We start from the raw sequence: 26,593 nt of genomic DNA, 5'->3' as shown, positions 1-26,593 counted from the left end.
CATTGGTAACACACGTGGGACGCATGACAGGGTGGACGGATGTCCGCGCGGGTCGCCGTGATCGGTGACCTCGCGGGTCACCTGAACGAGCTGACGGGCGAGCTGCGCCGGCTGGGTGCCGACCCGCGCACCGGGCGGCTGCCCGACGACCTGCGGGTGGTGCAGGTAGGCGACCTCGTGCACCGTGGACCCGAGCCGGAGGGCGTGGTGGCCCTCGTCGACCGCTACCTGCGTGAGCAGCCGCAGCAGTGGGTGCAGCTGGCCGGCAACCACGAGGCGCAGTACCTGCGCGAACCGGCATTCAGCTGGCCCGAGCGGATCGCCGACACCGCCGTCGACACCCTGCGTCGGTGGTGGTCGACGGGCCGGATGCGGGTCGCCACCACGATCCGCACGCCCGACGAGGACTTCCTCATCACCCACGCCGGAGTGACCGAGGGGTTTTGGCGCCTGGCCCTCGACTCACCGCCGCGGGCCGACCAGGCGGCCGCGGCGATCAATTCCTTCATCGGCAGGCACGACGACGTCCTGTTCCACGCCGGGCAGATGCTCGGCGGCGGCGATCCCGATCCGGGCGCCGGCCCGCTGTGGGCGGCGGCCGCCACCGAGCTCGCACCCGGCTGGCTGTCGGCAACAGCGCCAACGCCCTTCAGCCAGGTACACGGGCACTCCGGCGTCGTCGACTGGCGGCGCCGAACTCTGAACTGCAGCCCTCACGTCGCCGAGCACCTCACCGTCGACCTGGACTCGGCGCATGAGTCGATCGCCGTGCCCGGCGGGCGTCTCGTCGGGGTCGACCCAGGACACGCCCGCCGGCCGCATCATCCGTGGCGGGCGTTCGTCCTGGACGACGCAACCATCAGGTAACGCTGGCACCGTCCGGTTCGAGGTCGTCGGCGCTTTCGACGTCGTCGTAGGTCTTGCCGTCCTTCGACCAGACGGCCTTGAGGCGGTTGTTGGTGTTCTCGATGACGTTCTTGCGGACGATCATCCAGCCCGCCGTGAGCAGGAGGGCGATGATCGGGACACCGAACGCCACGACCAGGAAGTCGGTCTTCTTCCAGAAGTGCGACGAACTCTGCCACCCCGAGATCAGCATTCCGACGAGCACCAGCCCCAGGAACGCCAGCCCGATGTAGCTGGTGTACGGCGAACCCGGCATCTGGAACGAGCTCTTCTCGATCACGCCGCGCTTCACCAGGTACCGCAGTCGCAGCTGGCAGGAGAAGATCGTCCCCCAGGTGAAGACGATCGCCACCGAGGCGGCCTCAAGCGCCGTCACGAAGGCGTCGGGGTCCAGGATGTTGAGGATCGCGCCGAGGACATAGACGCCCGAGGTCATCACGATGCCGGCCCACGGCACGCCGTGTGAGCTCATCTTGAGGGTGAACTGCGGTGCCTGCTTGGACACGCCCAGGCTGCGCAGGACTCGGCCGGTGGAGTACAGCCCCGAGTTCAGGCTCGACAATGCGGCCACGATGAGCACCGCGTTGATGACGTCACCGATCCAGCCCAGGCCCATGGCTTTGAAGACCGACACGAACGGGCTCGTGCCCTCCTTGTAGCTGGCGGTCGGCAGCATGCAGACGAGCAGCAGGATGGAGCCGATGTAGAAGACGCCGATCCGAAAGACCACAGCGTTGACCGCTTTCGGAACCTCCTTGTCGGAGTCCTTCATCTCCCCGGCGGCGACAGCGACCATTTCGATCGCGGCGTAGGCAAAGACAACGGTGGAGATGACCAGCAGCGGGCCGTACCACATGAAGCCGTCGGACGTGGGCCAGAACCCGCCCTTGTTGTTCACGAGGTTCTGGGGCCCCGCCTTGTGGCTGCCCACGTGGATACCGCCGACGACGAACACCAGCGCGACGACGATGAAGGCGACGATCGCGCCGACCTTGAGGATCGAGGCCCAGAACTCGAATTCCCCGAAGGCCTTGGCCGACATCAGGTTGATGGCCAGCACGACGGCCAGCGCGATCAGCACCGTGAGGTACTTGGGCATGTCCGCGACGTAGTACCGGACGTACAGCGCAACCGCCGACAGCTCGGCGATGCCGGTCAGCGCCCAGTTGAGCCAGTACATCCAACCGGTGACGTAGGCGGCCTTCTCGCCGAAGAATTCGCGCATGTAGGAGACGAAGGCCCCGGACGTCGCGCGGTGCAGCACCAGTTCACCAAGAGCACGCATCAGCAGGTAGGCGATGACCCCGGTAATGGCGTAGCTCAAAACCAGAGCGGGTCCGGTCGTGCTCAGCAGAGCTGCCGAACCCAGGAACAGGCCGGTGCCGATCGCGCCGCCAATGGCGATCATCTGAACCTGGCGACTACCCAGCGACTGCTTGTACCCGGACTGTTCTGCGTCGAGCGAGTTCCCGCTCTGCTTCTGGCTCATTCGGTCTCCCTGGCTCGAGGGGCGATGATTGGTGCGTGGCAGATGCAGAGGTCGGCGGCGTCGGAGAACTCTCAGCAAGTGAGGTCATGCTTTCCCAATTCTTCGCCGGATATGCACCGTTCGACAGCTTGGACGCTCCCGCGCGGCAATCTGTGGCCGCTGCGGCCGAATTGCTGCACGTCGCCGACGGCGCCGAGATCATCGACGCGTTCGTCGCGCCGACGCAGGCGCTGTATGTCGTCGTCGAGGGTGCCGTCGCCCTCTGGAGCGGCACCGACCTCACCGACGATCGACCGGACGAGCGGCTCGGCCGCGGCGGCGTGTTCGGCTTCTCGGCGCTGCTGACCCAACAGACGGTTGGCCCGCGCGCTGTGGCGGTCGGGGCCACGACGATCGCCCGCATCCCCGCCGAGGTGGCCCGAGTGGCGCTCGGCTCGGTGTCCGGCGCACGATTCCTGGCCGAGCAGGGCGAGCGCCGCCCGGCCGGACGGAGCCAGTACGTCACGGTCGACGACCTGATCGTGCGCGAGCCGCTCGTGATCACGCCGTCGACGACCCTGCGCGAGGCCGCCGAGCTGATGACGCGCGACAACCTGACCTATGCCGCCGTCGAGGTCGGCGACGGCGGCTACGGGCTGCTCACCGACGCCATCCTGCGCCGCGCGGTCCTCGTCGACGACCGCCCGGCGTCCACCCCGGCCGGCGAGGTGATGGCGCGACCGACCCCGACCACCCGGCTGGGCGAGTCGGCGGCACAAGCGCTGATCACGCTGTTCGACACCCACTCGGACTTCCTGCTCGTCACCGACGACGGTGGTGCCCTGCGGGGTGCGGTGACGCCGGCCGACTTTGCCGTCTCGCCCGCGACGGCCACGGTCGCGCTGCGGCAACAGGTGGTCCAGGCTCACGACATCGAGGAATTGGTGGAACTGGGCCGCAAGGCGCCGTCGATGGTCGTCGACCTGCTGGCCCGCGGGCTGGCCACCAGCAAGGTGCTGGCCGTCTACTCCGCGACCGTCGACGCAGTGTTGCGCCGGTCCCTGACGCTGTGTTTCGGCGAGCATCCGGACCTGGGTATCGACGCTTTCACCTGGCTTGCCCTGGGCAGCAACGGGCGCCGCGAGGCGGTGCTCAGTTCAGATGTCGATTCGGCCGTCGTGTTCGACGACGCGGTCGAGCCGGCCGAGCAGGACCGGTACCGCGCCGTGTTCCGCGAGGTCGAGGCCGTGCTCGGTCGCGCGGGATTCGGCATCGACAGCCACGGCGCCACCGCGGCCCGACCGGCGTTCAGCCGCACCAACGCCGAGTGGCGCTCCGCCGCGCAGCGCTGGCTCGACGACCCGGTGGCCGACCAGGGCGCGATCATGACGTCGCTGCTCGTCGACGGCCGGCCCATCCACGGCGACCCCGGTCTGCCGGCCGTCGCCCGGGTCTTCGGCGACCTGCGCCGGCACCCCGGCACCATGCGTCTGCTGCTGCAGGAGTCGCTGTCGCGGCGCGCTCGGCTGCGTTCGGTGCGCGACGTCGTCGCCCGCCGTGGGGGCACCTTCGACCTCAAGACCCACGCGCTGACACCCGTCGTCAACATCGCCCGCTTCGTCGCGCTGAGCATCGGCACCCCTGAGGGTTCGACGGTCGAACGGCTCCAGTCCGCCGCCGGTTCCGCGATGCTGCCCGACGACCAGGCCGTCATCCTGATCGACGTGTTCGAGGCGCTGCAGCGCACTCGGCTGCGTCATCAGCTCGCCCAGCGTCGCCGGGGCGCTGAACCGCAGGACGTCGTCACGATGCGTGCGCTGTCGCCCATCGATCGCAGCGTCGTCGCTCAGGCGGTGCGCGAGGTGTCGGGCGTCCAGCGCCGGATGGAGAACCTGGCGCACTACGTCCCGACCGACGAGTGGACGAACACGCCGCTCGAATGATGCTGGTCGCCTGCTCGTCATTCGACCGCAACACAACGCTGCCACGCTGGCGCGATGGAGCCGGAGCGCACCGCGGCGGCTCTGCCCGTGGTCGCGGGCGACGGGCTTGTCGGCTGGAGCGCGGCCGAACTCGCGGCCGCAGTGGTACGCGGCGAGGTGTCCGCCGTCGAGGTCACGCAGGCGCACCTGCACCGCATCGCGGAACTCGATGCCACCCTGAACGCACTCGTCCGGGTCGACGCCGGGCAAGCGCTGCGGTCGGCGCGGGCGGTCGATCGGCGCCGGGCCCGCGGTGCGCCGCTCGGGCCGCTGGCCGGGGTGCCGTTCGTGAGCAAGGACAACATCGACGTCCGACGACAGGCCACGACAAGCGGGTCGCGGGCAGGCGATGACGTCGTGGCGTTGCGCGACGCGCCGGCGCTGGCTCGGGTGCGAGCTGCCGGTGGGATCCTGCTCGGCCGGTCCAACATGGACGAGTTCGCGATGGGCGCCTCGACCCGTACCTCGGTATTCGGTGCGACACGCAACCCGTGGGACCCGGCGCGCAGCCCCGGCGGCAGCAGCGGCGGATCGGCGGCGGCGGTGGCCGCCGGGCTTGCTGCCTTCTCGCTCGGTACCGACACCGGGGGTTCGATCCGCGAGCCCGCTGCTCAGTGCGGCATCGTCGGCTTCGCGCCGTCGCCGGGTCTGGTCCCGCTCGCCGGGGTGGTGCCATTCGCGCCCGAGTTCGATCGCGTGGGTCCGCTCGCCCGCACCGTCGAAGACGCCGCGCTGGTCACGGCGGTGCTGGCCGGTCGGGCGCTGCCCAGCACACCCGCCGGTCGCCCGCGGGTTGGCGTGGTGCGGGAGCTCGCCGGTGCACCCAACCAGGCAGGGGTGCGACTGCGCTTGGCCGACGTGGTCGACCGGCTCGAGCGGGCCGGAGTCGACGTGGTGGAGGTGTCGATCCCCGACGCCGCCCGCGCGCTGCAGGCGTACATGACGCTGACGTCGGTGGCCTGCATCCCGCACCTCGAGCGCTATCTGCGGGCCGGACTCGCCGGCGGCGAGGTAGTACGGCGTATCGCACTAGGACAGGCGCTGCTGCTCCCTACCAGCTCGACCGACCTGAGCGCCGCGGGCGACGTACGCGCTCGCCTTGCCCGGCAGGCGGCTGAGGCGATCGCCGGGTGCACCGCGCTGCTCTCACCGACGATGCCCATCACCGCGCCGACCTGGGACTCCCTGGTCGCCGACACCGAGCTCACCGACCCGATGCGAGCGCCCTACACCGACTGCTGGACGGTCGTCGCGAACCTGATCGGCTGGCCGGCGGTGTCCGTCCCGGCGGGGGTGTCATCCGACGACGGCATGCCGGTCGGCGTCATGCTCAGCGGCCGCCCGGGCTCGGACGGCGCGTTGTTCGGCGTCGCAGATCAGGCCGCGATCTCGACCTTGTTCGGGTAGAAAGCCACGTGCTCGACGATGTCGGCCACGGCGTCGTAGGGCTGGGGGTAGAACCAGATGACGTCGTCCACGACCTGCTCGCCGACGGCCACCGAGTAGTAGGACGCGGTGCCCTTGTACGGGCAGTACGTCGTGGTACCGCTGTCGCGCAACATCGCTCGGTCGACGTCGGCGATCGGCAGGTAGTACGCGACCGGGTACGTCGACTCCTGCAGTTCGAGGGCCGCGGTGGTGTCGGCGACGACCGTGTCGCCGAGGCGGACGGTGACCCGGCCGGCGTGCGGCTGCACGGTGATCGGGTGGTCGGGTCCTGGGATGAGCTGCTGATTCGCCATGTGTCCTGCAACCATCCGGGCGAGCCGGTTATGCCGAGTCGCCGTCGTGCTTATCGTCGTCCTTCTCGTCATCGTCATCGGACGAGTTCTCGTCCGCTTCCGGGACGTCGTCCACCAGCTCATGTTCGCCCGGGATGTCGGTATCGCCCGTGACGGCTGTGCCGGTGTAGAAACCCTCGTCGGGATCGAAGTCGAGCTTGTCGCGGTCGTTGTACACGGGCTCGGCATCGGGTCCTTCGGGCTGGTCCTCGGACTTCGTGTCGTCCGACTTCGTGTCGTCGTCGGCCTTTGCGTCGTCGTCGTCGGACGCCGAGTCGCGGTCGCGGTCGCCCGGCATCGGACGGTGTTCGGGCCGATCGTCGGCCGAGTGGGCGCCGTTGCCGGGCATCGGACGGTCGGTCTCGTCGTCCTGGGTCACCGTTGCTCCGCATCGTTGCGATCGACTGGTAGCCGGGTGTCTACCCAATCCGAGAGGGCGACGCGCAGATCACGGACCGACCAGTCGCAGCACCCGCTCGGCCGGCGCGAAACCGGCTGGATGGTCCGGCGTGCGCCACAGCAGGGGATCGTCGACGCCCGCCCATTCGGGTCGCCACATGCCCAACGCTTGGTCGAGGTCCTCGAGCTGCGCTCGGATCGGTTCGAGCGGAGCCCGCAGGTGTTCGCCCCAGACCGCGACCCGCAGGTCGCGGACCACGTCGGTGGTCGTGGTGACGGCCGCGCACAGCTCGGCATCGGTGCCGAACATCGAGCGGCTGAACATGTTGGCCGAACCGATCGAGGCGAACACATCGTCGACGAGTACGAGCTTGGCATGCACGGTGACGTGCTCGACGCGGAACTCGGCCACGTTGTTGCGATGCCGGCGGTCGAGGGAATCGACGAGCTTGCGGCGGATGTCGGCGTTCATGGCGCGGTTGATCGGACTCAGGTGGAACCCGACGTCCTCGGGGTCGCGCACACCGGACCCGACGAGCACCACCCGCACGCCTCGTCCGGCTGCTTCGCGCAGTGCCGGCCACAGCTCGTAGCGTTCGTTGCCGCCGGCCGACTCGCTGAGGTACTGGTCCTCGATGTAGACGTAGCGCCGCGCGCGTGAGATCGCATGGGTGAGCGTGCCGAACACCTCTTGGTAGCCGCCCACAGGCTGCACGCGCCATGGGCTGCGCCGCCACGGCAGCGCCGACGCGACCTTGAAGGGGTGGGCCGAGCGCACGACGCGCACTGCGGTGCCCGGAGTCGGCACCGGGTCAGTGGTGACCGCCGGATCGACCGGGGGCACTGCCTGCTCGGGGTTGAGCAGCACGAGCCGTCGAGACGCGTTGATGCGGTACCTGCGCGGCAGCGTCGACGCCTCGATCCACCGCAACCGCAACGCCGTCCAGACCTGTTCGGCGGCCCGACCGCGCAGCCGCACCGCCATGTCGTGCCAGCCCCAGCGCTGCCCGCCCAGCTGCAGCGAGTCGTGCGGGCCGGCGTCGAAGCGCTGGCGCACCAGGTCGATGCCCGAGACGAGGGCGGTCAGGTCGCCACCGATGCGGGCCACGACCGCCTTCTGATGGTTCGAGCCGAGGATCGCGCCGCCGGAGTGGTCGAGCAGCACCCGCCCGCGCAGCGGAGGTTCGGGATTGTCGCGCAGCGGCGGCGGCGCCGCCGGATCCGCACGCAACGCGCGCAGCTGCGCAGCGTGCTCGGCCGTGGCCCGGAAGCCGCCGAAAAGCGTGCCGGGCGTCGACGACGCCCACGTTCGCGAGGCCAGCAGCACCCGGATCTCGACGCCGCCCGCAGCCATTCGCGCCAGCCGTTCGCCGAGCGGATGGTACCCCGCGTCGCCGGGCTCGCGGCCGTGCAGGTCGAGCGTCGGGTCGAGTTCGAGGCCGACAATCGACACCGCGTCGCCGGGGCCGGCCGCGGTGAGCAGGTCGCTCAGCGCGGGCAGGTAGCGCGCGCCGTCGAGCAGCGGTTCCCACGAGGTGTCCTCGACGAAGGTCGGGCACTCGTCAGTGGCCGGCGGGAAGTAGCGCAGCGCCTCACCCAGTCGATCGGACGCGAGGGGCAGCACGCACAGGACTCTATTCAGCGGGTCCGACGACCGGGCCGCAGGGGAGCGACCGAGGCCCGCTCCTGCAGCTGCGGGGTCAGCACGACGCGATGCGAGCGCTTGTCCTCGTCGATGGCTTCGATCGTCCGATCCACGACTTCACGCACCAGGTCGTCGAGCGGCCAGCGGAAGCTCGACATCGGCGGGGTCAGGATGCGCGACACCTGATGATCGTCGAAGCCTAGGACCGACACATGCTGCGGGATCCGCAGGCCGAGACGTTGCGCGGCAGCGTAGACGCCGTAGGCCATCGAGTCGGCGAGGCAGAAGATCGCCGTCGGCGGCGTGCTCGCCGACAGCACCTGCTCGGCGATGTCGGCGGCGCGCAGCAGATCGTGCTCTGCCATGTGCACCTCGATGCGCAGGCCGAGGCGCTCGCCGGCTTTGGCGACGGCGGCATCGGCCGGCCGGCCGGGCGTGCTCGGCGAGGACGGGGTCAGCACCGCGACGTGCCGGTGCCCGGCCGCGGCCAGGTGTTCGAGCGCGGTGTCGACGCCGCCGGCGTTGTCGAACACGATCTCGGCGGCTGCGCCCTGGATACCGTCGCCGACGGAGATCAACGGGACGCGACGCGCGAGCTCGGGCCAGTGCTCGCCGGTGGCGTCGACCGACAGCACGATCAGCGCATCGACCCGCTGGTCGACGAGCTGGTTGGCGAGGTGCTTCTCCAACGCGGGATCGTTCGAGGCGTCGACGATGAGCGCGTGCCGGTCGTGCTCGAGCAGGCCCCGGCCGAGGTCGGCAGACATGCCCTGCTGCCAGATGTCGGTCAGCGAGCCGCACAGCAACCCGATCGTCCCGGTCCGCCCTGACGCGAGCGCGCGAGCGATCGGGTCGACCTGGTAGCCGAGTCGCTCGGCGACGTCGCGCACCCGCTCCTGCGTCTCGACCGGGACGTGCAGTCCGCGCAGCGCGTAGGACACCGCAGCAGGCGAGAGCCCCGACTCGTCCGCCACGTCGCGAAGAGTCACCCGCTTGGCTCGCTGGCGCACGCGGCGATCGTAACCGGAAGTTGACGAGACGGTCTTCTGCACGAAGCAGGTGAAGCGTTACAGTGAAGCGGTTCACTAATCGCGCTCGGGGGAGAGGTTTCGTGTCGTCAGCCGCCGTCGACGTGCACCAGCACCTCTGGCCGGCTGCCCTCGTCGAGGCACTTCGGCAGCGCAGCACGCCACCCCTCTTGCGCGGCTGGGCCCTGCACCTCGCCGGCGAGCCGCCCTTCGACGTGGACCCGGCCGATCACGACGTCGCGGTCCGCGCCGCGGGCGAGGCGGGCACCGCCCTGGTGTCGCTGTCGTCGCCGCTCGGCATCGAGCAACTGCCCGTCGACGAGTCGGTGCCCCTGCTCGCCGCCTGGCACGACGGTGCGCGCGAGCTCGGTGGACCGTTCGGTGCGTGGGCGTCGGTCAGTGCGGTCGAGCCCGATCTGGACGGCCTGAAGCAGCTGCTTACCGAGGGTTTCGTCGGCCTTCAGGTGCCGGCCACCTCGCTGCGCGATCCGCACGCTGTGGAGCGGCTCGCGCCGATGCTCGAGCTGTGCGAGACGTTGGGCAGCCCGGTGCTCGTCCATCCCGGCGCGGTGCCTGCCAGCGGGTCGGTCGAGCCGTGGTGGCCGGCGCTCGTCGACTACCCCGCCCAGCAGCAGGCCGCCTGGTGGGCCTGGCATGCCGTCGGCCGTTCGTTGCTGCCCCGACTGAGGCTGTGCTTCGTGGCCGGCGCCGGTCTGGCGCCACTGCACCACGAACGCTTCGCCGCCCGCAGCGGCCGCCGCTTCGTCGTCGACCACGACGTCTTCGTCGACACCTCGTCGTACGGCCGGCAGGGCATCGACGCGCTGACCCGCACGCTCGGCATCGACGTCGTCGTGCTGGCCAGCGACCGGCCCTACGCCGAACCGCCGGCGCAGGCCCTGCTCGACCTCGGCGCCGCCGCCTGGCACGCGGTCGCCGTCAGCAACCCGAACCGTTTGTTGGAAGGAACCACCTGATGGCCGCGCCCGTCGACACCGGCGTCCCGGCGCGTGCCGCGCTGGGCATCGCCGACCTCGCCGGCGATCCCGACTGCTGGTCCACGTCCCTGTATGAAGCCCTGCCGGACCGCGACCTCGATCAGGACGAGCTGCTGCGTCTCGTGGCGTCGATCGCGACGCACCCCGAACTGTGGCGCGACAACGTTGCCTTCGACGACGACCACCGGCACTACGTCTGCCTGCACCGCGACACCCACGTCGACGTCTGGCTGCTGTGCTGGACGCCGAGCAACGACACCGGCTGGCACGACCACGACATCTCCTCCGGCGCGGTCGCCGTCGTCCGCGGGCGATTGCTCGAGCACAACCTTGCCGTCGGGGCGGACAGTTTCGAGACGGCCGTCGACGACGGCCAAGCGTTCAGCTTCGGCCCCGACCACATCCACCGGCTGACGGGCGCGCCCCGAGCCGACGGCACCGGCCAGGCCGTGAGTGTGCACGCCTACTCGCCGCCGCTGTGGCGCCTCGGCCAGTACGCCGTCAGCGCGTCGGGCCTGCTGCGCCGGACGTCGGTGTCCTACGCCGACGAACTACGACCCCTGGAGGACTTCTCGTGACCACCTACGACTCTGAGGACGTCCAAGATCTGTTGATCATCGGCGGCGGGGTGATGGGCCTGTTCACGGCCTACCACGCCTCCGCCACGTTCAGCCGGGTCACGGTGCTCGAGCGGGGCGAGATCGGCGATCCGACGACGGCGTCATTCGGACGCACCCGCTCGTACCGCAAGGACTACCTCGACGCCGTGTACGCGCGCTTCGCCGACGACGCGATCACGCTCTGGACCGAGTTCGAGCGGGCCACGGGACGCTCGGTGCTCGTGCGCTGCGGTTGTATGAACATCGCCAAGTCCAGCGTCACGCCCGAGCTCGACCAGACGTACGCGCAGCTGACGACCGATGTCCTGGCCGCTATCGGCATGCCGCTCGAGGTGCTCGAGCCCGGGCAGATCGCCGAGCGTTACCCCTATCTGTCCGCGGACCTGGCCCACCTCGACCCGGTGGCCGGACTCGTCGACCTCGCCGCGGTCACCGAGACGCTGGTCGCCACGTTGCACGGCCGAAAGGTGTCGGTCCACGAGCGGGTTTCGACCAGTGCGCTGGTCCGCGACGGCGAGCTGTGGCGGGTGCAGACCGACGCCGGCGAGTTCGTGGCCCGCAGCGTTGTGATCACCGCCGGGCATGGCACGAACGACGTGCTGTCCCGCATCGAGGGCTGCACGCTGCAGGTACCGATCACCAAGGACCGACCGAGCGAGGCGAAGTACTTCGTACCGCCGGCCGAGGATCGTGCGCGCTACACGTCAGACGTCATGCCGGTGATCGCCTATCTCGACACCGGTGTGTACGTGCACCCGATCGTGCCGGGCGTCATCGACGCGGTGAAGGTCGGCTACTACAACCCACCGGACATCCCGCGCGACCGCACCGGCGTGCGCGACATCGCCGACTTCGTCGAGCAGGTCATGCCTGGTCTGTCGTCGGCTTCGTCCTCGGACGTCCTGGACGTCGACCAGTGCGACTACGACCTCGTCGCCGACGACGATTTCGTGCTGGGCGCAGTACCCGGGGCGCCTGGCGTCCACGTCGGCGTTGGCTGGCGTGGCACCGGATACAAGTTCGCCCCCTGGATCGGCCGCGTGCTGTTCCAGCTCGCCCTGCAGGGCGGCACGGTCTACGACGTCTCCCGCTTCGACCCTGATCGATTCAGTGCCCCCGCTCGGTTCCTGACCGCGGGCTCAGAGGACCACCCCACATCCGACCTGGAGGCTGTGCTGTGAACCGACCGTCTTCCACCACGTTCGCCGAGCGTCTCGCCGCAGGCCCGCTCGTCGGCGCCGAGGGCTACGTCTTCGAGCTCGAACGCCGCGGCTACGTCAAGGCCGGCCCGTACGTCCCCGAGGTCATCCTCGACGCGCCCGACGCACTGCGTCAGCTGCACCGCGAGTTCCTGCGCGCGGGCGCCGACGTCATGGTCGCGCTGACCTACTACGCGCACCGCGAGAAGTTGCGCGATGTCGGCCGCGACGGCGATCTCGAGGAGTTGAACCGCCAGGCCGTACGCATCGCCAACGAGATCGCGAGGGAGGGTGGCGCGCTTGTGGCCGGCAACATCTGCAACACCTGGTGCTACGACCCGGCCAATCCGAAGGTGTCCGGCGAGGTGGTGCGGGCGCAGTACCGCGAACAGCTCGGCTGGGCCGTCGAAGAGGGTGTCGATCTCGTCATCAGCGAGACGAACGACTTCCTGGGTGAGGCGCTCATCGGTCTGGAGGTCTGCCAGGAGTACGGGCTGCCCGCCCTGGTCACCTTTGCGAGCGTGCAACCGACGACGACGTACGACGGCTACGACTACATCGAGGCCTGTCGGATCCTGGCTGACCATGGCGCGGCAGTTGTCGGGTTCAACTGCTCCCGTGGGCCGGTCACGATGATGCCGATGCTCGAGCAGTTGCGCGCAGCTGTCGACATCCCGATCGCGGCGCAGCCGGTGCCCTACCGCACCTCGCCGGTGGTACCGGCGTTCGAGTCGTTGACGTCGGCCGACGGTTCGCGGATGTTCCCCATCCAGCTCGAGAGCGCTGCCCTCACGCGCTTCGAGATGGCTGACTTCGCCCGCGATGCAGCCGCACTCGGCGTGGCGTACGTCGGGGTATGTTGTGGTGGCGCGCCGCACTATGTCCGGGCCATGGCCGAGGCGCTCGGCCGCGAGACGCCGGCCTCGCGCTACTCCCCCGCTCTCGAACTGCACCCGGTCCTGGGCACCGGCGAGAGCGGCGTCACGAGCAGCGAGATGGGTGACTGGTCGGCGGCCAGCTGACCGGCGTCGCGCCGCCTGAGAAACCGGCCGGGGTGGGTCGCGCCACGGACGGGTACCCACAGCTGTTGCACGGGTAGTTCGCTGACGTGGATTCATCAACCAACTCGCAGAACCCGGCGCACAGCGCACCGGGCATCGCCGTCGGTAATGGGCTGGAGCCGGGCAAGCACACACCGTCGGACACCTCGATCGCCGTCGCCGACCTGATCGACGGGCACGCGCACGAGCCGTCCGCCGACCCGGGCCGTGGCGGCAACGAAAGCGAAAGCGGCAACGGCAACGGCAACAAGTGGGTCACCCTAGTGGCCGTCTGCTTGGGCACGTTCATGCTGCTGCTCGATGTCACGATCGTGAACGTCGCTCTACCGGACATCCAGACCGCGCTGAAGTCGAGCTTCTCCGACCTGCAGTGGGTCGTCGACGCGTACGCGCTCACCCTGGCCGCCCTGCTGCTGACCGCCGGCAGCCTGGCCGACATGTTCGGTCGCCGGCTCCTGTACGTCATCGGGTTGACGATCTTCACGATCGCCTCGTTTCTGTGCGGGATCGCGTCCGACACCCTGCTCCTGCAGTTGTCCCGTGGTCTGCAGGGGGTTGGTGGCGCGATCATGTTCTCGGTCTCGTTGGCCCTGCTGGCCAACGCATTTCGCGGCAAGGACCGCGGCGTCGCTTTCGGCGTCTGGGGTGCGATCACCGGTCTGGCCGTAGCCATCGGTCCGCTGCTCGGCGGCGCCCAGACGTCCGGGCTGTCGTGGCGGTGGATCTTCTTCGTCAACCTGCCGATCGGCGTCGCCGCGGTCGTGCTGACGCTGGTCAAGGTCGGTGAGTCCAAGCTCGAGCACAGCCCCCGGCCCGACTGGCTAGGCTTTGTGCTGTTCTCGGTCGGTCTTGCCGCGCTGGTGTACGGGCTCATCGAGTCCAATCAGAAGTCGTTCTCGGATCCCACCGTCATCGGCGCACTTGTTGCGGCCGGCGTGCTGCTCGTGGCGTTCGTCGTCGTCGAGGCGCTCCTCAAACAGCCGATGTTCGACCTGTCGCTGTTTCGCAAACCGACGTTCACCGGCGGCGCGGTCGCCGCCTTCGGGCTCAGCGCGTCGATCTTCGCCCTGCTGCTGTACCTGACCCTCTACATCCAGGATGTCCTGGGCTACAACGCTTTCCAGACCGGCCTGCGCCTGCTCGTGCTCAGCGGCGGCATCCTGGTGACGTCCACCATCGCCGGCCGGCTCACCGAGCGGGTGCCGATCCGCTTCCTCATTGGGCCCGGCTTGCTCATGGTGGGAATCGGGCTGCTGCTCATGCGCGGCCTCGACGCCTCGACCGAGTGGACGCATCTCGTGCCCGGCCTGCTCCTCGCCGGATTCGGCGTGGGCATGGTCAACCCGCCCCTGGCATCCACGGCCATCGGGGTCGTCACGCCCCAGCGCGCCGGCATGGCCTCCGGCATCAATTCGACGTTCCGTCAGGTCGGCATCGCTACCGGCATTGCAGTGCTCGGCACCCTGTTCTCGAGCAAGGTCAAGGACGATGTCATGGCCCTGGTGAGCGGCGTGCCCGGCTTGCAGGGCAAGGGCGCCCAGCTGGCCGCTGCCGTGCAGGCCGGTCAGGTGGGTCGGGTGGCTGGTCGACTGCCCGCAAACCAGCGCGCCAAGGTGCAGGAGATCTCGACGAGTTCCTTCGCCGACGGCCTGAACCACATCCTGCTCGTCGCGGCGATCCTCGTACTCGCCGCCGGCGTCATCGCGCTGCTGACCATCCGCACCAAGGACCTCGTCGCCCGGGGCGGTGACTGAACTACGCGCTGGTGAACGGTGTCAGGAACAGATCCTGCTCGAGCTTCACCAGCGCGGGAGCCTGATCCATCGTTCGCCCGGTCAAGTACCAGGCGTCGAAGACGGTGACCCCGGCGTCCTGGCTCACGACGCTGAAGGCCTCGTCGGACGGGATGGCGTTCGCGCCGGGCAGGGTGCCGCCCTCACGCAACAGGTCGTTGACCGCGCCGGTCCCGTCGGCCTGCTCGAGCTTGATGAACATCTCTGTGGTGCCGTACGGATCCGCGGGCGTGCCTGGGAAGCTCGTGGTGATGGCCGACAGCGCCACCGTACGGCCGTTCAGCGGCAGGGTGGCCAGCACCCGGTGCGCGCTGCGGCAAGGGTGGGCGCCGAGGAAGCGGATCATTGCCGTGCCGTAGGCGTGGGTCGAGCAGTCGGCGATGTCATCGCTGTCCCACACGGTGACGTTGTACCTGACCGTTGTGGTGCTACCGGTGACGGTCAGGCGACGCTTCGGCACCGGCGCGGCGCTGCTACTGGCGTGGGTCGAGGTGGCTGGCGATGCCGGCGGCGTCCCGGTGGCCGGGCTCGACGGCGCGGCAGGCGACGGCGCCGGAGACGTTGCGCCCGAGCCGGCGGTGGTCGAGGTGCAGGCCGTCAGGCACGCCAGGGCGACGGTGACGACGACCGCGCCAGTTCGCAACGCACGAGAGCCGCCGGTCACTGGCGGACCAGTGACCGGCGGCTCGTGCGGCCGCGGCAGGAGCTCAGTCGCCCTGCAGCTCGTCCGCTGAGGCCTTGGCTGCCTCGGTGTCGGTGGTGACGCCGTCCTTCTCGCGCTCGAAGACGTCCTTGTAGTGCTCCTCGCTCGGCGTCTGCTCGTTCACCTGGGCGACCATCTCTTCGTCGCTGAGGCCCTCGCCGGCCTTCTGGGTCTCGCCGCTCATCTGGCACTCCGTAACCATAGGAAACGCGTACCGCCATGGCCTACCCGTACACCCCGCCGCCCAACCGACTACAGTTGTCGGCATACCCCTACCAGGTATTGAAACGAGGCCGACGATGACCGACCACGCCACCCCGGGCTACGCCGCGCACAAGCAGGCGCACGTCACCCGGCTGCGCCGCGTCGAGGGGCAGATCCGCGGCCTGCAACGGCTTGTCGAGTCCGACACCTACTGCATCGACGTGTTGACGCAGGTGTCGGCTGCCAAACGAGCTCTCGACTCGTTCGCGCTGTCGCTGCTCGAGGAGCACCTGGCGCACTGCGTTTCTGACGCCATCGCCCAGGGCGGCGACGAGGCCGAGAACAAGATCACCGAGGCGTCGGCCGCGATCTCGCGACTCGTCCGGTCCTGAGGTCGAAGGAGACCTGCCATGAGCACCCAGACCTTGTCGGTCACCGGCATGACCTGCCAGCACTGCGTGGCTGCGGTCAGTGAAGAGCTGCGCGCGCTCGACGGCGTCACGGGGGTGGCCGTCGAACTCGAACCAGAGGGCACCTCGACGGTCACGGTCACCGCTGAGCGGCCGCTCACCGACGAGGAGCTCACGGCCGCCCTCGACGAGGCCGGCGAGTACCGGCTGCTTGATGCGCCGTGACGCAGTCCGTCGAGCTCGAGATCGGCGGGATGACCTGCGCCTCGTGCGCGGCGCGGATCCAGAAGAAACTGAACAGGCTCGACGGCGTCACCGCGTCGGTAAATTACGCCACTGAGAAGGCGTTCGTCGATCACCCCGACACGGTCGGCGTCGCGGACCTTGTCGGGGTCGTCGAGAGCATCGGCTACTCGGCCGCCGTGCCGACCGTCGAGCCGATGATCGAGGAGTCCGCGGGAGACCCGCTGCTGCAGCGGTTGCTCGTCAGCAGCGGCCTGGCACTGCCCGTCCTGCTGTTGTCGATGGTGCCGGCGTTCCAGTTCCGCAACTGGCAGTGGCTCGCTCTGACCCTTGCCGCGCCGGTGGTGGTGTGGGGCGCATGGCCCTTCCACCGCGCGGCGGCGGCCAACCTGCGCCACCGCGCCACGACCATGGACACGCTCGTGTCGCTGGGCGTCCTGGCCGCGTTCGGGTGGTCGCTCTGGGCGCTCTTCTTCGGTGACGCCGGGCATCCCGGCATGCACATGTCGTTCTCGTTCGTCGCGTCCAGCGGCGACGACATCTATCTCGAGGTCGCGTCCGCGGTCACCGCCTTCCTGCTCGCCGGGCGTTACGCCGAGGCGCGTGCCAAACGACGCTCGGGCGCTGCGTTGCGGGCGCTGCTCGACCTCGGCGCAAAAGACGTCGCGGTGCTGCGCGACGGCCGGAAGCAGCGCGTCCCGGTCACCTCGCTCGTGGTCGGAGATCGCTTCGTCGTCCGGCCGGGCGAGAAGATCGCCACCGACGGAGTGATCGACGAGGGCACGTCCGCCGTCGACGCCGCGCTGGTCACCGGTGAGTCGGTGCCGGTCGAGGTCGGTCCCGGCGACGCGGTGGTCGGGGCGACAATCAACGTCGGCGGACGACTCGTGGTCACGGCGACGCGCGTCGGTGCCGACACGCAGCTGGCCCAGTTGGCGCGGCTCGTCGAGCAGGCCCAGCACGGCCGGGCCGAGGTGCAGCGACTGGCCGACCGGGTTTCGGCTGTATTTGTGCCGGTTGTCCTGACCTTGGCGGTGGTCACCTTCGGGCTCTGGCTGGCCCTCGACGGCAGCGCGCACGCCGCGTTCACCGCCGCGGTGGCGGTGCTGATCATCGCCTGCCCGTGCGCGCTCGGGCTGGCCACGCCGACCGCGCTGATGGTGGGCACGGGACGCGGCGCGCAGCTCGGCATCGTCGTGAAGGGTCCGCAGATCCTCGAGAGCACCCGCCGGATCGACACCGTCGTCCTCGACAAGACGGGCACGGTCACTACCGGGCGGATGACACTGCACGACGTTCAGGCACCGGACAAGGTATTGCGGCTGGCCGGTGCGCTCGAGGCGGCTAGTACACATCCGGTGGCGCAGGCAATCGCGGGCGCTGCTGCGGAGCGGTTCGGCGGATTGCCGGCTGTCGCCGACGTCACGGAGACGCCGGGGCTCGGCGTGCGCGGCGTCGTCGACGGCCGGTCGGTGCGCGTCGGGCAAGCGTCGTTCGTCGAGGGCGACGCACCGCCGCACGTCGAGACGGACGGGCGGACGGCCGTGTTCGTCTCGGTCGACGGCGTGGTCTGCGGCGTCCTCGTCGTCGGTGACGCAGTGAAGCCGACCAGCGCGGTTGCTGTCCGCGAACTGCGCGCGCTGGGTCTGACGCCGGTACTGCTCACCGGCGACAACCGGCAGGCGGCGCAGGCCGTCGCGGACGCGGTCGGCATCGACGAGGTAATCGCCGAGCTGCTGCCGCAGGACAAGGTGGCCGAGGTGTCGCGGCTGCGCGCGCAGGGGCGGGTGGTGGCCATGGTCGGGGACGGCGTGAACGATGCCGCCGCGCTCGCCGCCGCCGATCTGGGCATCGCGATGGGCAGCGGGTCGGACGTGGCCATCGAGGCCTCGGACCTGACGCTGGTGCACAGCGACCTGCGCTCGGCCGCGGTGGCGATCCGGTTGGCCCGGGTCACGCTGCGCACGATCAAGGGCAACCTGGTCTGGGCGTTCGGCTACAACGTCGCGGCGCTGCCGCTCGCCGCGTTCGGGCTGCTGAACCCGGTGATCGCCGGTGCCGCGATGGCCGCCAGCTCGGTGTTCGTCGTGAGCAACAGCCTGCGCCTACGCCGTTTCACCTGACCCCCAACCCGCGCTTGGGCAGGGCGGCGTAGAAGCGTTCGTGAGCGACGGCGGCGGCGCGCCAGGTGTGCCGGGCGGCGACCTTACGGCCGACCTCGATGCGGTGGACGTCAGGAGCGCTGGTGGCGTGCAGCAGCTCGGCAGCCAGCTCCCACTCGCTACCGATGAACGCCACCGAGCCGGCGAACACCTCGCGCAGCACGGGCAGGTTGCGCATGACCACCGGGACACCCGCGGCCAGCGCCTCCATGGGCGCCATGCCGAAACCCTCCTTCACCGAAGGGAACGCGAACGCCGAAGCCTGCGCCACCAGCGACGGCAGGTCCTCGTGCGGCACCGGGCCGAGCAGCTCGGGCACCACACCGAGGTCGGCCGCGCGGCCGAGCACCCGTGCGCGGTAATCGCGGTAGTCGAACAGTGTTTCGCCGCCGGCGACCACGAGTCGCAGCCCCGGATCACGCCGCTGCACCAACGCCATTGCGTTGATCAGGTCCTCGCTGCCCTTGCGCGGTTCGATCCCGCCGACGGCCAGCACATAGCGTCCGAGCCGCGCCGCCCACCGTTCGCGACCCGCGGTGTCGGACTCGGCTGCCGCAAACCGTGACCCGTCAATACCGTTGGGTATGACCGTCGCCTCGATGCCCCAGCCGGCACGCACCTCCTCGGCCACCGCAGCGGAGACGCAGATGTGTGCGCGCGGGCGGATGATGGCCCGTTCGTGACAGGCCGCGAGCTCGGGCGTCGTGAACTGGTCTAGGTGGTGGATGGTGCGTACGCAGTCCGGCACTGCGTTGGCGCTGATGCAGTCCTGGGCGTGCACGACGTCGTAGTCGCCTTCGAACGCCGCGCCGAGCGTGCTGATCGAGCGCAGGATGCGCGGCCCGACACCCTCGTCCGGCACGTCAGGGAAGGGCACGAGCCGGATGCCCACCGACGGATGGACGGGCCGGAAGAACCCCCCGTCGCCGCCGCGCGCCAGCGACCACACGTCGACGCGATGCCCGCGGGCCGCGAGCGCTTCGGCGAGGGCCAGCGTGTGCACAACCCCGCCGCGCGGCCTGGACGAGTACGTGAGTAGCGCGACCCGCATGCTCACTTGTCCGCATACAGATCTGGGCGTCGCTCCTGCAGGTGGTGCAGCACCAGCCGAGCCCGCTCGATCTCGGCGTCGACGTCGAGCTCGGCCACGGCAAGACCGGCCTTGGCCCACGTCCGCGCGAGCACGTCCCCGCCGGGTCCGACGACCTTCGACTGGCCGAGGAAGCGCAATCCGCCCGTCGAACCCGTCTGGTTCGAGGACACCCATACGATCTGGTTCTCGGCCGCCCGTGCGCAGTCGTACAGGTCGAACAGCCGCGACTGCCGATCCTGCGTCAGGCGCGGCGCCCGCTGGGTGAACGAGGCCGGCCAGGCGCACAGGCAGGCGACGATGCGCGCGTCGTCCAGGGCCAACGTCCGCGCCGCCTCGGGGAACGTCTTGTCGTAGTCGATCAACATCCCCATCCGCCCGACCGGGGTGTCGAACGCGGCGATCCGATCGCCCGACGCATACACGAGCGCCTCGCCGGGCGGCTGGTGCACCTTGCGGTAGCGGCCGAGCACGCCATCGCCGGAGAGGCAGATCGCCGAGTTCCAGCGCTGCCCGTCGGACTGCTCCGAGTAGCCGAGGCAGACGACCATGTCGCCGGCCATGGCCATCACGCGACGGAACTCCGGCGCGTCTGGGGCGATCGCCGGGGGCAGCGCGTCCGGATCGGGTGACCGCAGGTCGGCCAGGTAGCCGCCGAGCGCAGCGTCGGGCAGCACGAGCAGCGACGCCTCGGCCTTGCGAGCGGCGGCGATGACCATGCCGATCCGCTCGACCGACCGCGGCAGGTCACGCCCGAAGTGGGCCGAGGCCGCCGCGAGTCGTTGGGAGCGGGGCGTGGGCACGCGTCAGACCGTGGCCGTCACGGCGTCCGGTGCCGGGACGGCGGCACCCAGGTGCTGAGCCACGTGCGCGGCGTCGATGTCGACTCCGGCGAAGCGTCCCGACCCCCAGGTGTGTTGCCAGGGCAGCCCGACGAAGTAGACGCCAGGGACAGGCGTGACGCCGCGAACGTGCTGCGGATGCCCGGCGCCGTCGAAGACCGGGACGTGCAGCCAGCGGTAGTCGCGCGTAAAGCCAGTAGCCCAGACGACGGCCGCGAGATCGGCCGCCGGCAGCCGCGAGCCGCGGTAGCCGTAGGGCCGCCATACCGGATGGTATGTCGATGGCCCGTCGGGGGTCTCGATGCCCTGCCCGGCGATGAACTCGTCGATCAGGTGGTTGATGCCGTTGTAGACCTCGTCGGCGCCGTCGAGGCTGCGTTCGAGGTCGGCGTCGAAGCAGAGCGCGCCGTCGGCGACGTCGAGCAACCGGCCGTGCAACGTCATGCCCTGCTGGGCGAACGCCCGCAGGTCGATGTCGCGGCCACCGTCGCGGCCGGTGACGTAGTGGTTCGTCTTGTCCTGCGTACGTTCCTCGACCGGCTTGTCAGTGACCGGCTTGTCGTAGTGACCGGTGTCCTCGAGCCAGGCGATGACGTCGCGCCCGCGGTAGCGACGCGCGAACCGCGGCGCCCTGCCGACGGCCAGGTGCACCTGACGCCCGGCGAGCAGCAGGTCCTCGGCGATCTGCGCGCCGGATTGCCCGGTACCCACCACGAGGACCGGTCCGTCGGGCAGCGCCTCGGGGTTGCGGTAGGCCGACGAGTGCACCTGCTCGACGCCGGACGGCAGCCGTTCGCCGATGCGCGGAATCTGCGGCGTGTGGTAGCCGCCGGTGGCGATGACGACCCGCTCGGCAAGGTAGTTGTCGTCGATGGTGCGGACGTCGAAACCGCCTTCTACAGAACGCACCGACGTCACCGTGGTGTGCTCGTGCACCGGCGGGTCGAAGCTCGCGACGAAGCCGGCGAGCCACTCGAGGATCTCCTTGCGGATCATGAAGCCGTCCGGCTCGGCCCCGTCATAGGCGTAGCCCGGCAGCCGACACTGGAAGTTGGGCGTGACGAGGCAGAAGGTGTCCCACCGCGCGTCGGCCCAGGTGTGCATGAGCGTGTCGCGCTCGAGCACCACGTGCTCGATGCCGTCGCGCTTGAGGTACCAGCTGACCGCCAGCCCGGCCTGGCCCCCGCCGACGATGACGACGGGGATCCGAGTGGTCATGCCCTCACTCCGTTCGGGCATGCAGAGACGCGATGACATTGCTTCGCTCCGCAAGCGTCGCTCATACGCCGACCAATGAGTACGCGTCGGGTCGGCGATCGCGCAGGTGAAACATGTGCCGCCGCGCGCCATCGAGCATTCCGTCGAGATCGACGCTCGCGTACGCAACGCCGGCCTCGTAGCCGGTGGTGGCGAGGACGTCGCCGCCGGCGTCGACGACCTTGGCCGAGGCGACGAAGCGTAGGTCACCGAACGTGCCGGCCTGGTTCGCCGACACCCACAGCACCTGGTTCTCCAAGGCGCGGGCCCGGTCGTAGAGATCGAAGCGACGCGCCCAGCGGTCGTCGGCGATGTCGGGCGTGGACTGCGTGCGCGCGGTCGGCCAGGCGGACATGCAGCAGAGGATCTGCGCTCCGTCCACGGCCATCGCGCGGGCCGCCTCGGGGAAGGCCTTGTCGTAACAGATCATCATCCCGAGCCGTCCGACCGGGGTGTCGAAGGCGTCGAATGCCTCGCCCGCGGCGTAGGACGCGCCCTCGCCAAGCGGCTGGTGCACCTTGCGGTGCACACCCAGCACGCCGGCGCCATGCACCGCGATGGCGGTGTTGAAGCGGCGTTCGCCGTCCGCCTCGCACATCCCGGCCGTGACCACGAGGTCGCCGGCCAGCGCGGCCAGGCGCTGCACCTCCGGCCCGTCGACCTCCAGCGCCGGCGGCAGTGAGACGTCACCGGCACCGTCGAGGTTGGCGAGGTACCCGCCGAGCGTCGCCTCGGGCAACACCACCAGCTGGGTGCCGCGCGCGCGGGCGTCGTCGAGGATGACCTCGATGCGCGCGAACGCGTCGTCGAGGTCCCGTCCGAAGTTGGCCGCGACGGCGGCGACTCTGGTCTCTGTCATTGGTTGACTCCTGGTTTGGCGGGGCCGAGGCCGGTGACCCCGGCCGCGATGCCCTCGGTGGTCTCGCCGTCTGGCCAGCGCAGCGACACGCCGGCGCCCGGAACAAGGCCGCCGCAGACGGCGGACGCCGCGGGGCCGCAGGGCGCGACGTCGCGCCCGGGCTCGTCGGCGGTGATCATGGCGAAGCCGGGGAAGCAGGACAGCCAGTCGGCCGTGCCCGCGCCGGCCGGGGTGGGGACGGCCGCGACGTCGAGAACGGCGGCGCAGCCGCTGGCCTCGGCCAGCATGCCGAGCGTGCCGACCAGGCCGGCCATGCTGACGTCCTTGGCCGCGGGCGGCGCGGTGGCGGCCACCATGCCGCCGAGCGCTTGCAGTTCCGCGGTGCTGCGCACCGTGGTCGAGTCCCACTGCCGGCCAGTGTGCCCGCGCCGCCACGAGCCGCCGAGGTCGGCGGTGACGGTGACAGCGTGGCCGGGACGCCCGCCACCGGCCGGGACGGGACGGTCCGTTCGACCGAGCGCGGTGACGCACAACGCCGCAGGGACGCCGAATTGGGTGTGGCCGCCGAGCACGGGCACGCCCCATGCCTGCGCGGCGTTACGCAACCCGGACACGACGCGGGCTGCAAAGCTGGCGTCGCGCGCCCCGATCGCGTCGAGCAGGCCGACCGGCGCAGCCCCCATGGCTGACAGATCGTTGACGTTGACGAGCACACCGCACCAGCCCGCCCATTCGGGATCGCGCTCGACGAGCGAGGGGACGATCGCGTCGCAGGCGGCGACGAGGTCGCAACCAGGAACGGGGGCGCCGTCGTCGCCGACGAACCCTGGGCCGCCGAGGTGCAGTCCGGCCAGCAGCGGACCGAGCGCGGATTTGGTCGAGCGGGCCTGGGTAGCGAAGCGCCCGATCGGCCAGCGCATGCGCACGTGCGGCCGGCCGGCGAACTGGGTGTCGTCGAGGCGCGTCCAACCTAGCCGCCGGAACAGCGGCTCGTTCGCCGCCTGCACGCAGGCCTCGAAACGCAGCGCTCCTACCCGTTCGGCGTGTGCACAGGCGGCACGGACCAGCGCGGCACCGACGCCGATCAACCGCCGGGCGTCGGGCCGAACCACGAGGCGCGCCCCGATCCACCAGCCGAGGTCTGGCGTCGTGGCCGGCGCAAGGCGGACGCCACCGAGTACCGCACCGTCAGGAGCGCGAGCGACCAGCACCACCGCACGCGGGTCGTCGTCGACGTCGTCGTGATCAGAACCCGCGAACAAGCCCTGCTCCGTGACGAACACGTCGCGGCGCACGGTGCGGTAGGCCGCAAGGTCCGCGTCGTGCTCGGCCACCGCGATTGTCCAGGCCGGCGCTGTCACGTGCCCCGGACCGGACAGCACCGATCCGATCGTGTCCCCCCCTCTGTGATCAACAGCGCCAAAACGTCCGCTGACGACAGTTTCGCGCTGTTGATCAGCGGAGGGGGTGGTGCGCGAGGGCAGGTGCGTGGTCACGGGTCAGCCGCCGGCCGTCTGCAGGGCGCTGCAGGCGCCGCAGGCCGCGCAACCGGCCTTCTGGTCGGCACCGAGCATGCCGGCGTCGGCGAGCAGCTCGCCGACCCGGGAGGTGACGTCAGCGACCAACCATGCCGGCGGCGGGGTGGCGCCGTCGATCTCGGTGGCGAGCGTGCCGGCGATGGCGCGGTAGGGCACCACGAACGGGTAGACGCCCATGGCGATGAGCTCGGCGGCACCGGCCACCAACTCGTCCGGGTCCTCCCCCAGCCCCACGATCAGGTACGTCGACACCTGGTTGCGGCCGAAGACCCGCACCGCCTCGGCCCACGCCGCGCGGTACTCGGCCATGGGCACCGAGCCCTTGCCGGGCATCCAACGCCGCCGCACGTCATCGTCCATCGACTCGACGTGGATGCCGATGCTGACCGCTCCCGCGTCGCGCAGTTCCTGCAGCACGGCGAGGTCGGCGGGCGGCTCGACCTGCACCTGGATGGGGAACCCGGGCACCCGGTCGACGATCGCCCTGACGCAGCGCACGAGGTGGCGCGCTCCGCGGTCACGACCGGCCGACGTGCCGGTCGTCATGACCATCTGGGTGACGCCGTCGAGCCGGACTGCAGCCTCGGCGACCTCGGCCAGTTGCTCGGGCGTCTTGACCGCGGTGGTGGCGCCGGCCGTCAGCGATTCCTCGATGGCACAGAACCGGCACCGCTCGGCCTCGGCGTAGCGGATGCACGTCTGGACGACCGTGGTGGCCAGCACGTTGGCGCCGTGCAGCCGGGCGATCTTCTCGTAGGGCACGCCGTCGGCCGTCCGCAGATCGTAGAAGTGCGGACGGGCGACGGGCGTGACGTCGAGGCCGAGGTCGGCCCCGTCCAGCAGCAGCCGACCCTCGCGTACCCGGTACTTGCTCTTGGCCACGATGGGCAGGGCGGTACCGACACCGCCGAGCAGGACGTGCCCGTCGTCCGACGGGCCGGCCCCACCCTCGCGGTGCACGGGTGCGTCGACCGCCACGCCGCACACGGCGAGGTCGGAACGCAACGAGGTCGACGTCATACGTCAGACCATGAAGTTGGACTGGATGATGGCGCCCTTGTTGGCGTAGTGGATCACTGCGTCCTGGACGTCGAGGGCGTGGGCCGGGATGACACCCTCGATGAGGTCCTCCTCGCGCATGCCGTGCAGGGCCATGCCGAAGCGACAGCAGTACACCGTGCCGCCCTCCTTGATGAACGTCGCCAGCGCGTTGTTGATGTTGGTTTCGCCCGGGAAGGCGTCATCACCGGTCGTCGGGAAGCCGCGGTTGGCGTTGCAGTTGATCGCGCCCGGCCCGTAGAAGTACAACGCCGACTCGAACCCTTTACGCAGCGCGCGGGTGGCCTGCAGGATCGCGACGAAGCTGACCGAGGACTCGTGGGCGATGGCGTGGACCAGCGCGAACCAGGCCTGGCCCTCGGAGGCCTGATAGTCCGGGAAGACCTTCGTGCCGCCGTAGAGGTTCGTGCCCTTGGACAGGGACGGGTGCGGTATCTCGGCGCGGCTCTTCTCGGCGTTCTCGGCGACCTCGGGGTCGGAGATGGTGGTGGTCATGGTGCTCCTTCGGGTTGGGTGGTGGTGAGCTAGTCGTAGAGGGCTGCGAAGTTGTCGGTGAAGACGTGCCGGGACAGCTCGCCGTCGCCGGCGGCCTCGGCCAGCCGGGCGAACTCACCGGTGTAGTCGCCCCACGGCTCGTCGCTGGCGAACAGCACGCGATCGGCCCCGAGCCCGCGCTTGTCGATCTCGGCCGCGAGCCAGCGCGGCGCGAAGCCGATGGCCCAGCTGGTGTCGGTGTAGACGCGCTTGCCGGCCGAGATCCAGTCGAAGAACCGGCCGCCGATGAGCTTCATGTGCCCGCTCATGCCGCCACCCAGGTGAACGAGGTGGATCTTGGCGTCGTCACCGTAGCGCTCGACCAGGGTGCCGACCTGATCGATGTCGGACGCCGCGCCGGGCGAGGTGTGGATGTGCACGATCAGGTCGTGCTCGCGGGCAGCCGCGAAGATCAGGTCGAGCTGCTCGAGGCTCTCCGGGTCGGTGGGGTGGCCACCGAGCAGGAACGTCGTCTTCAGAGCCTTGACGCCCGGCTCGCCGGCCAGGGTCAGCGCCTTGGCGGTCAGCTCGGCGTCCTGCGGCCGCGGCGACACGTAGAGCCCGGCGCGGATGCGGTCGTCGCGCTGCGCAGCCTCGACCACCAGGTCATTGAGGGCGAACGTCAGCGAGACGTCCGGCACGCCGTAGTTGGGCAGGACGAGCGCACGCTCGGTGCCCTCGCGGTCGAGGTCGGCGAGCAGTTCATCGATGGTGGCCCGGGCGCTGATGTCGGCGCTGATCGGCGGCCCACCGTAGAACGGAAACGCGGGCAGGACCCCGAGGTGCCGGTGTCCGTCCGCGGTTGCCATAGG

The 26,593-nt window shown here is 70.2% G+C and carries 27 protein-coding genes; 11 read left to right on the top strand and 16 right to left on the bottom strand.

What is annotated here, in order from left to right:
• The first annotated feature begins 39 nt into the window (after positions 1 to 39).
• Positions 40 to 867, top strand: coding sequence for a metallophosphoesterase (locus ACFFC4_RS02955; RefSeq protein WP_375497606.1), 828 nt, complete (start codon positions 40 to 42; stop codon positions 865 to 867).
• Here ACFFC4_RS02955 and ACFFC4_RS02950 read toward each other — a convergent pair.
• Positions 860 to 2,395 carry an amino acid permease gene (locus ACFFC4_RS02950; protein WP_375497604.1) on the bottom strand — a complete coding sequence of 512 codons (1,536 nt, stop codon included), beginning with the start codon at positions 2,393 to 2,395 and terminating at the stop codon, positions 860 to 862. The two genes, ACFFC4_RS02955 and ACFFC4_RS02950, sit on opposite strands and share 8 nt — an antisense overlap.
• Positions 2,396 to 2,430: 35 nt before the next feature.
• Here ACFFC4_RS02950 and ACFFC4_RS02945 point away from each other — a divergent pair, with 35 nt between their 5' ends.
• On the top strand, positions 2,431 to 4,317 hold the full coding sequence (locus ACFFC4_RS02945) for a putative nucleotidyltransferase substrate binding domain-containing protein (RefSeq protein WP_375497602.1): 1,887 nt from the start codon (positions 2,431 to 2,433) through the stop codon (positions 4,315 to 4,317).
• A 54-nt stretch (positions 4,318 to 4,371) separates the two neighbouring features.
• Positions 4,372 to 5,763 (top strand): amidase, encoded by a 1,392-nt coding sequence (locus ACFFC4_RS02940; RefSeq protein WP_375497600.1) that lies wholly within the window; start codon positions 4,372 to 4,374, stop codon positions 5,761 to 5,763.
• Here ACFFC4_RS02940 and ACFFC4_RS02935 read toward each other — a convergent pair.
• The 4 genes from ACFFC4_RS02935 to ACFFC4_RS02920 all read right to left on the bottom strand — a co-directional run bounded on the left by ACFFC4_RS02935 (position 5,733) and on the right by ACFFC4_RS02920 (position 9,191).
• Positions 5,733 to 6,098, bottom strand: coding sequence for a DUF427 domain-containing protein (locus ACFFC4_RS02935; protein ID WP_375497598.1), 366 nt, complete (start codon positions 6,096 to 6,098; stop codon positions 5,733 to 5,735). The genes ACFFC4_RS02940 and ACFFC4_RS02935 overlap by 31 nt on opposite strands.
• A 28-nt stretch (positions 6,099 to 6,126) precedes the next feature.
• Positions 6,127 to 6,516 (bottom strand): hypothetical protein, encoded by a 390-nt coding sequence (locus ACFFC4_RS02930; RefSeq protein WP_375497596.1) that lies wholly within the window; start codon positions 6,514 to 6,516, stop codon positions 6,127 to 6,129.
• 69 nt (positions 6,517 to 6,585) lie between these two features.
• Positions 6,586 to 8,160, bottom strand: coding sequence for a phospholipase D-like domain-containing protein (locus ACFFC4_RS02925; RefSeq protein WP_375497594.1), 1,575 nt, complete (start codon positions 8,158 to 8,160; stop codon positions 6,586 to 6,588).
• 14 nt (positions 8,161 to 8,174) lie between these two features.
• On the bottom strand, positions 8,175 to 9,191 hold the full coding sequence (locus tag ACFFC4_RS02920; protein ID WP_375497592.1) for a LacI family DNA-binding transcriptional regulator: 1,017 nt from the start codon (positions 9,189 to 9,191) through the stop codon (positions 8,175 to 8,177).
• Positions 9,192 to 9,292: 101 nt separating this feature from the next.
• On the opposite strand from ACFFC4_RS02920, the gene ACFFC4_RS02915 reads away from it, so the two are divergent.
• The 5 genes from ACFFC4_RS02915 to ACFFC4_RS02895 all read left to right on the top strand — a co-directional run bounded on the left by ACFFC4_RS02915 (position 9,293) and on the right by ACFFC4_RS02895 (position 14,841).
• Positions 9,293 to 10,186 (top strand): amidohydrolase family protein, encoded by an 894-nt coding sequence (locus tag ACFFC4_RS02915; protein WP_375497590.1) that lies wholly within the window; start codon positions 9,293 to 9,295, stop codon positions 10,184 to 10,186.
• On the top strand, positions 10,183 to 10,785 hold the full coding sequence (locus ACFFC4_RS02910) for a cysteine dioxygenase family protein (RefSeq protein ID WP_375497666.1): 603 nt from the start codon (positions 10,183 to 10,185) through the stop codon (positions 10,783 to 10,785). The genes ACFFC4_RS02915 and ACFFC4_RS02910 overlap by 4 nt, the downstream gene beginning before the upstream one ends.
• Positions 10,782 to 12,008, top strand: a complete 1,227-nt coding sequence (locus ACFFC4_RS02905; RefSeq protein ID WP_375497588.1) for an NAD(P)/FAD-dependent oxidoreductase — start codon at positions 10,782 to 10,784, stop codon at positions 12,006 to 12,008. The genes ACFFC4_RS02910 and ACFFC4_RS02905 overlap by 4 nt, the downstream gene beginning before the upstream one ends.
• On the top strand, positions 12,005 to 13,048 hold the full coding sequence (locus ACFFC4_RS02900) for a homocysteine S-methyltransferase family protein (RefSeq protein WP_375497586.1): 1,044 nt from the start codon (positions 12,005 to 12,007) through the stop codon (positions 13,046 to 13,048). The genes ACFFC4_RS02905 and ACFFC4_RS02900 overlap by 4 nt, the downstream gene beginning before the upstream one ends.
• An 86-nt stretch (positions 13,049 to 13,134) precedes the next feature.
• Entirely contained in the window at positions 13,135 to 14,841 is a 1,707-nt protein-coding gene (locus ACFFC4_RS02895; RefSeq protein WP_375497584.1) for an MFS transporter, read from the top strand.
• A 1-nt stretch (position 14,842) separates the two neighbouring features.
• On the opposite strand, the gene ACFFC4_RS02890 is transcribed toward ACFFC4_RS02895, so the two are convergent.
• The 3 genes from ACFFC4_RS02890 to ACFFC4_RS02880 all read right to left on the bottom strand — a co-directional run bounded on the left by ACFFC4_RS02890 (position 14,843) and on the right by ACFFC4_RS02880 (position 15,767).
• Positions 14,843 to 15,340, bottom strand: coding sequence for a hypothetical protein (locus ACFFC4_RS02890; RefSeq protein WP_375497582.1), 498 nt, complete (start codon positions 15,338 to 15,340; stop codon positions 14,843 to 14,845).
• Between the two features lie 13 nt (positions 15,341 to 15,353).
• Positions 15,354 to 15,485: a hypothetical protein gene (locus tag ACFFC4_RS02885; RefSeq protein ID WP_375497580.1), complete on the bottom strand. Its 132-nt coding sequence runs from the start codon at positions 15,483 to 15,485 to the stop codon at positions 15,354 to 15,356.
• A gap of 102 nt (positions 15,486 to 15,587) precedes the next feature.
• Positions 15,588 to 15,767: a hypothetical protein gene (locus ACFFC4_RS02880; protein WP_375497578.1), complete on the bottom strand. Its 180-nt coding sequence runs from the start codon at positions 15,765 to 15,767 to the stop codon at positions 15,588 to 15,590.
• Between the two features lie 115 nt (positions 15,768 to 15,882).
• On the opposite strand from ACFFC4_RS02880, the gene ACFFC4_RS02875 reads away from it, so the two are divergent.
• From ACFFC4_RS02875 to ACFFC4_RS02865, 3 genes are read left to right on the top strand one after another with little or no spacing between them, the layout of a single operon-like run.
• Complete coding sequence (locus tag ACFFC4_RS02875) at positions 15,883 to 16,179, top strand: metal-sensitive transcriptional regulator (protein WP_375497576.1); 297 nt, start codon at positions 15,883 to 15,885, stop codon at positions 16,177 to 16,179.
• Positions 16,180 to 16,197: 18 nt separating this feature from the next.
• Positions 16,198 to 16,422 (top strand): heavy-metal-associated domain-containing protein, encoded by a 225-nt coding sequence (locus ACFFC4_RS02870; RefSeq protein WP_375497574.1) that lies wholly within the window; start codon positions 16,198 to 16,200, stop codon positions 16,420 to 16,422.
• 29 nt (positions 16,423 to 16,451) lie between these two features.
• The gene (locus ACFFC4_RS02865; RefSeq protein ID WP_375497664.1) at positions 16,452 to 18,563 is read left to right on the top strand and encodes a heavy metal translocating P-type ATPase; all 2,112 of its coding nucleotides are present in this window, start codon (positions 16,452 to 16,454) and stop codon (positions 18,561 to 18,563) included.
• On the opposite strand, the gene ACFFC4_RS02860 is transcribed toward ACFFC4_RS02865, so the two are convergent.
• The 8 genes from ACFFC4_RS02860 to ACFFC4_RS02825 all read right to left on the bottom strand — a co-directional run bounded on the left by ACFFC4_RS02860 (position 18,556) and on the right by ACFFC4_RS02825 (position 26,590).
• Positions 18,556 to 19,653 (bottom strand): MSMEG_0565 family glycosyltransferase, encoded by a 1,098-nt coding sequence (locus ACFFC4_RS02860; RefSeq protein WP_375497572.1) that lies wholly within the window; start codon positions 19,651 to 19,653, stop codon positions 18,556 to 18,558. The two genes, ACFFC4_RS02865 and ACFFC4_RS02860, sit on opposite strands and share 8 nt — an antisense overlap.
• A gap of 2 nt (positions 19,654 to 19,655) precedes the next feature.
• Positions 19,656 to 20,495, bottom strand: a complete 840-nt coding sequence (locus tag ACFFC4_RS02855; protein WP_375497570.1) for a carbon-nitrogen hydrolase family protein — start codon at positions 20,493 to 20,495, stop codon at positions 19,656 to 19,658.
• Between the two features lie 3 nt (positions 20,496 to 20,498).
• Positions 20,499 to 21,752, bottom strand: coding sequence for an MSMEG_0569 family flavin-dependent oxidoreductase (locus ACFFC4_RS02850; RefSeq protein WP_375497568.1), 1,254 nt, complete (start codon positions 21,750 to 21,752; stop codon positions 20,499 to 20,501).
• Positions 21,753 to 21,813: 61 nt separating this feature from the next.
• A complete protein-coding gene (locus ACFFC4_RS02845) occupies positions 21,814 to 22,650 on the bottom strand; it encodes a carbon-nitrogen hydrolase family protein (RefSeq protein ID WP_375497566.1) in 837 nt (278 codons plus the stop codon).
• Positions 22,647 to 24,032, bottom strand: a complete 1,386-nt coding sequence (locus ACFFC4_RS02840; protein ID WP_375497564.1) for an MSMEG_0567/sll0787 family protein — start codon at positions 24,030 to 24,032, stop codon at positions 22,647 to 22,649. The genes ACFFC4_RS02845 and ACFFC4_RS02840 overlap by 4 nt, the downstream gene beginning before the upstream one ends.
• A gap of 117 nt (positions 24,033 to 24,149) precedes the next feature.
• Positions 24,150 to 25,208, bottom strand: a complete 1,059-nt coding sequence (locus ACFFC4_RS02835) for an MSMEG_0568 family radical SAM protein (RefSeq protein ID WP_375497562.1) — start codon at positions 25,206 to 25,208, stop codon at positions 24,150 to 24,152.
• 3 nt (positions 25,209 to 25,211) lie between these two features.
• Positions 25,212 to 25,742 carry an MSMEG_0572/Sll0783 family nitrogen starvation response protein gene (locus tag ACFFC4_RS02830; protein ID WP_375497560.1) on the bottom strand — a complete coding sequence of 177 codons (531 nt, stop codon included), beginning with the start codon at positions 25,740 to 25,742 and terminating at the stop codon, positions 25,212 to 25,214.
• A 29-nt stretch (positions 25,743 to 25,771) separates the two neighbouring features.
• Complete coding sequence (locus ACFFC4_RS02825; RefSeq protein ID WP_375497558.1) at positions 25,772 to 26,590, bottom strand: amidohydrolase family protein; 819 nt, start codon at positions 26,588 to 26,590, stop codon at positions 25,772 to 25,774.
• Positions 26,591 to 26,593: the final 3 nt, after the last annotated feature.

It is taken from the genome of uncultured Jatrophihabitans sp., assembly GCF_964244045.1.
Taxonomy (GTDB): Bacteria; Actinomycetota; Actinomycetes; order Mycobacteriales; family Jatrophihabitantaceae; genus Jatrophihabitans.
This window is presented reverse-complemented; position numbering and strand designations above follow the sequence as displayed.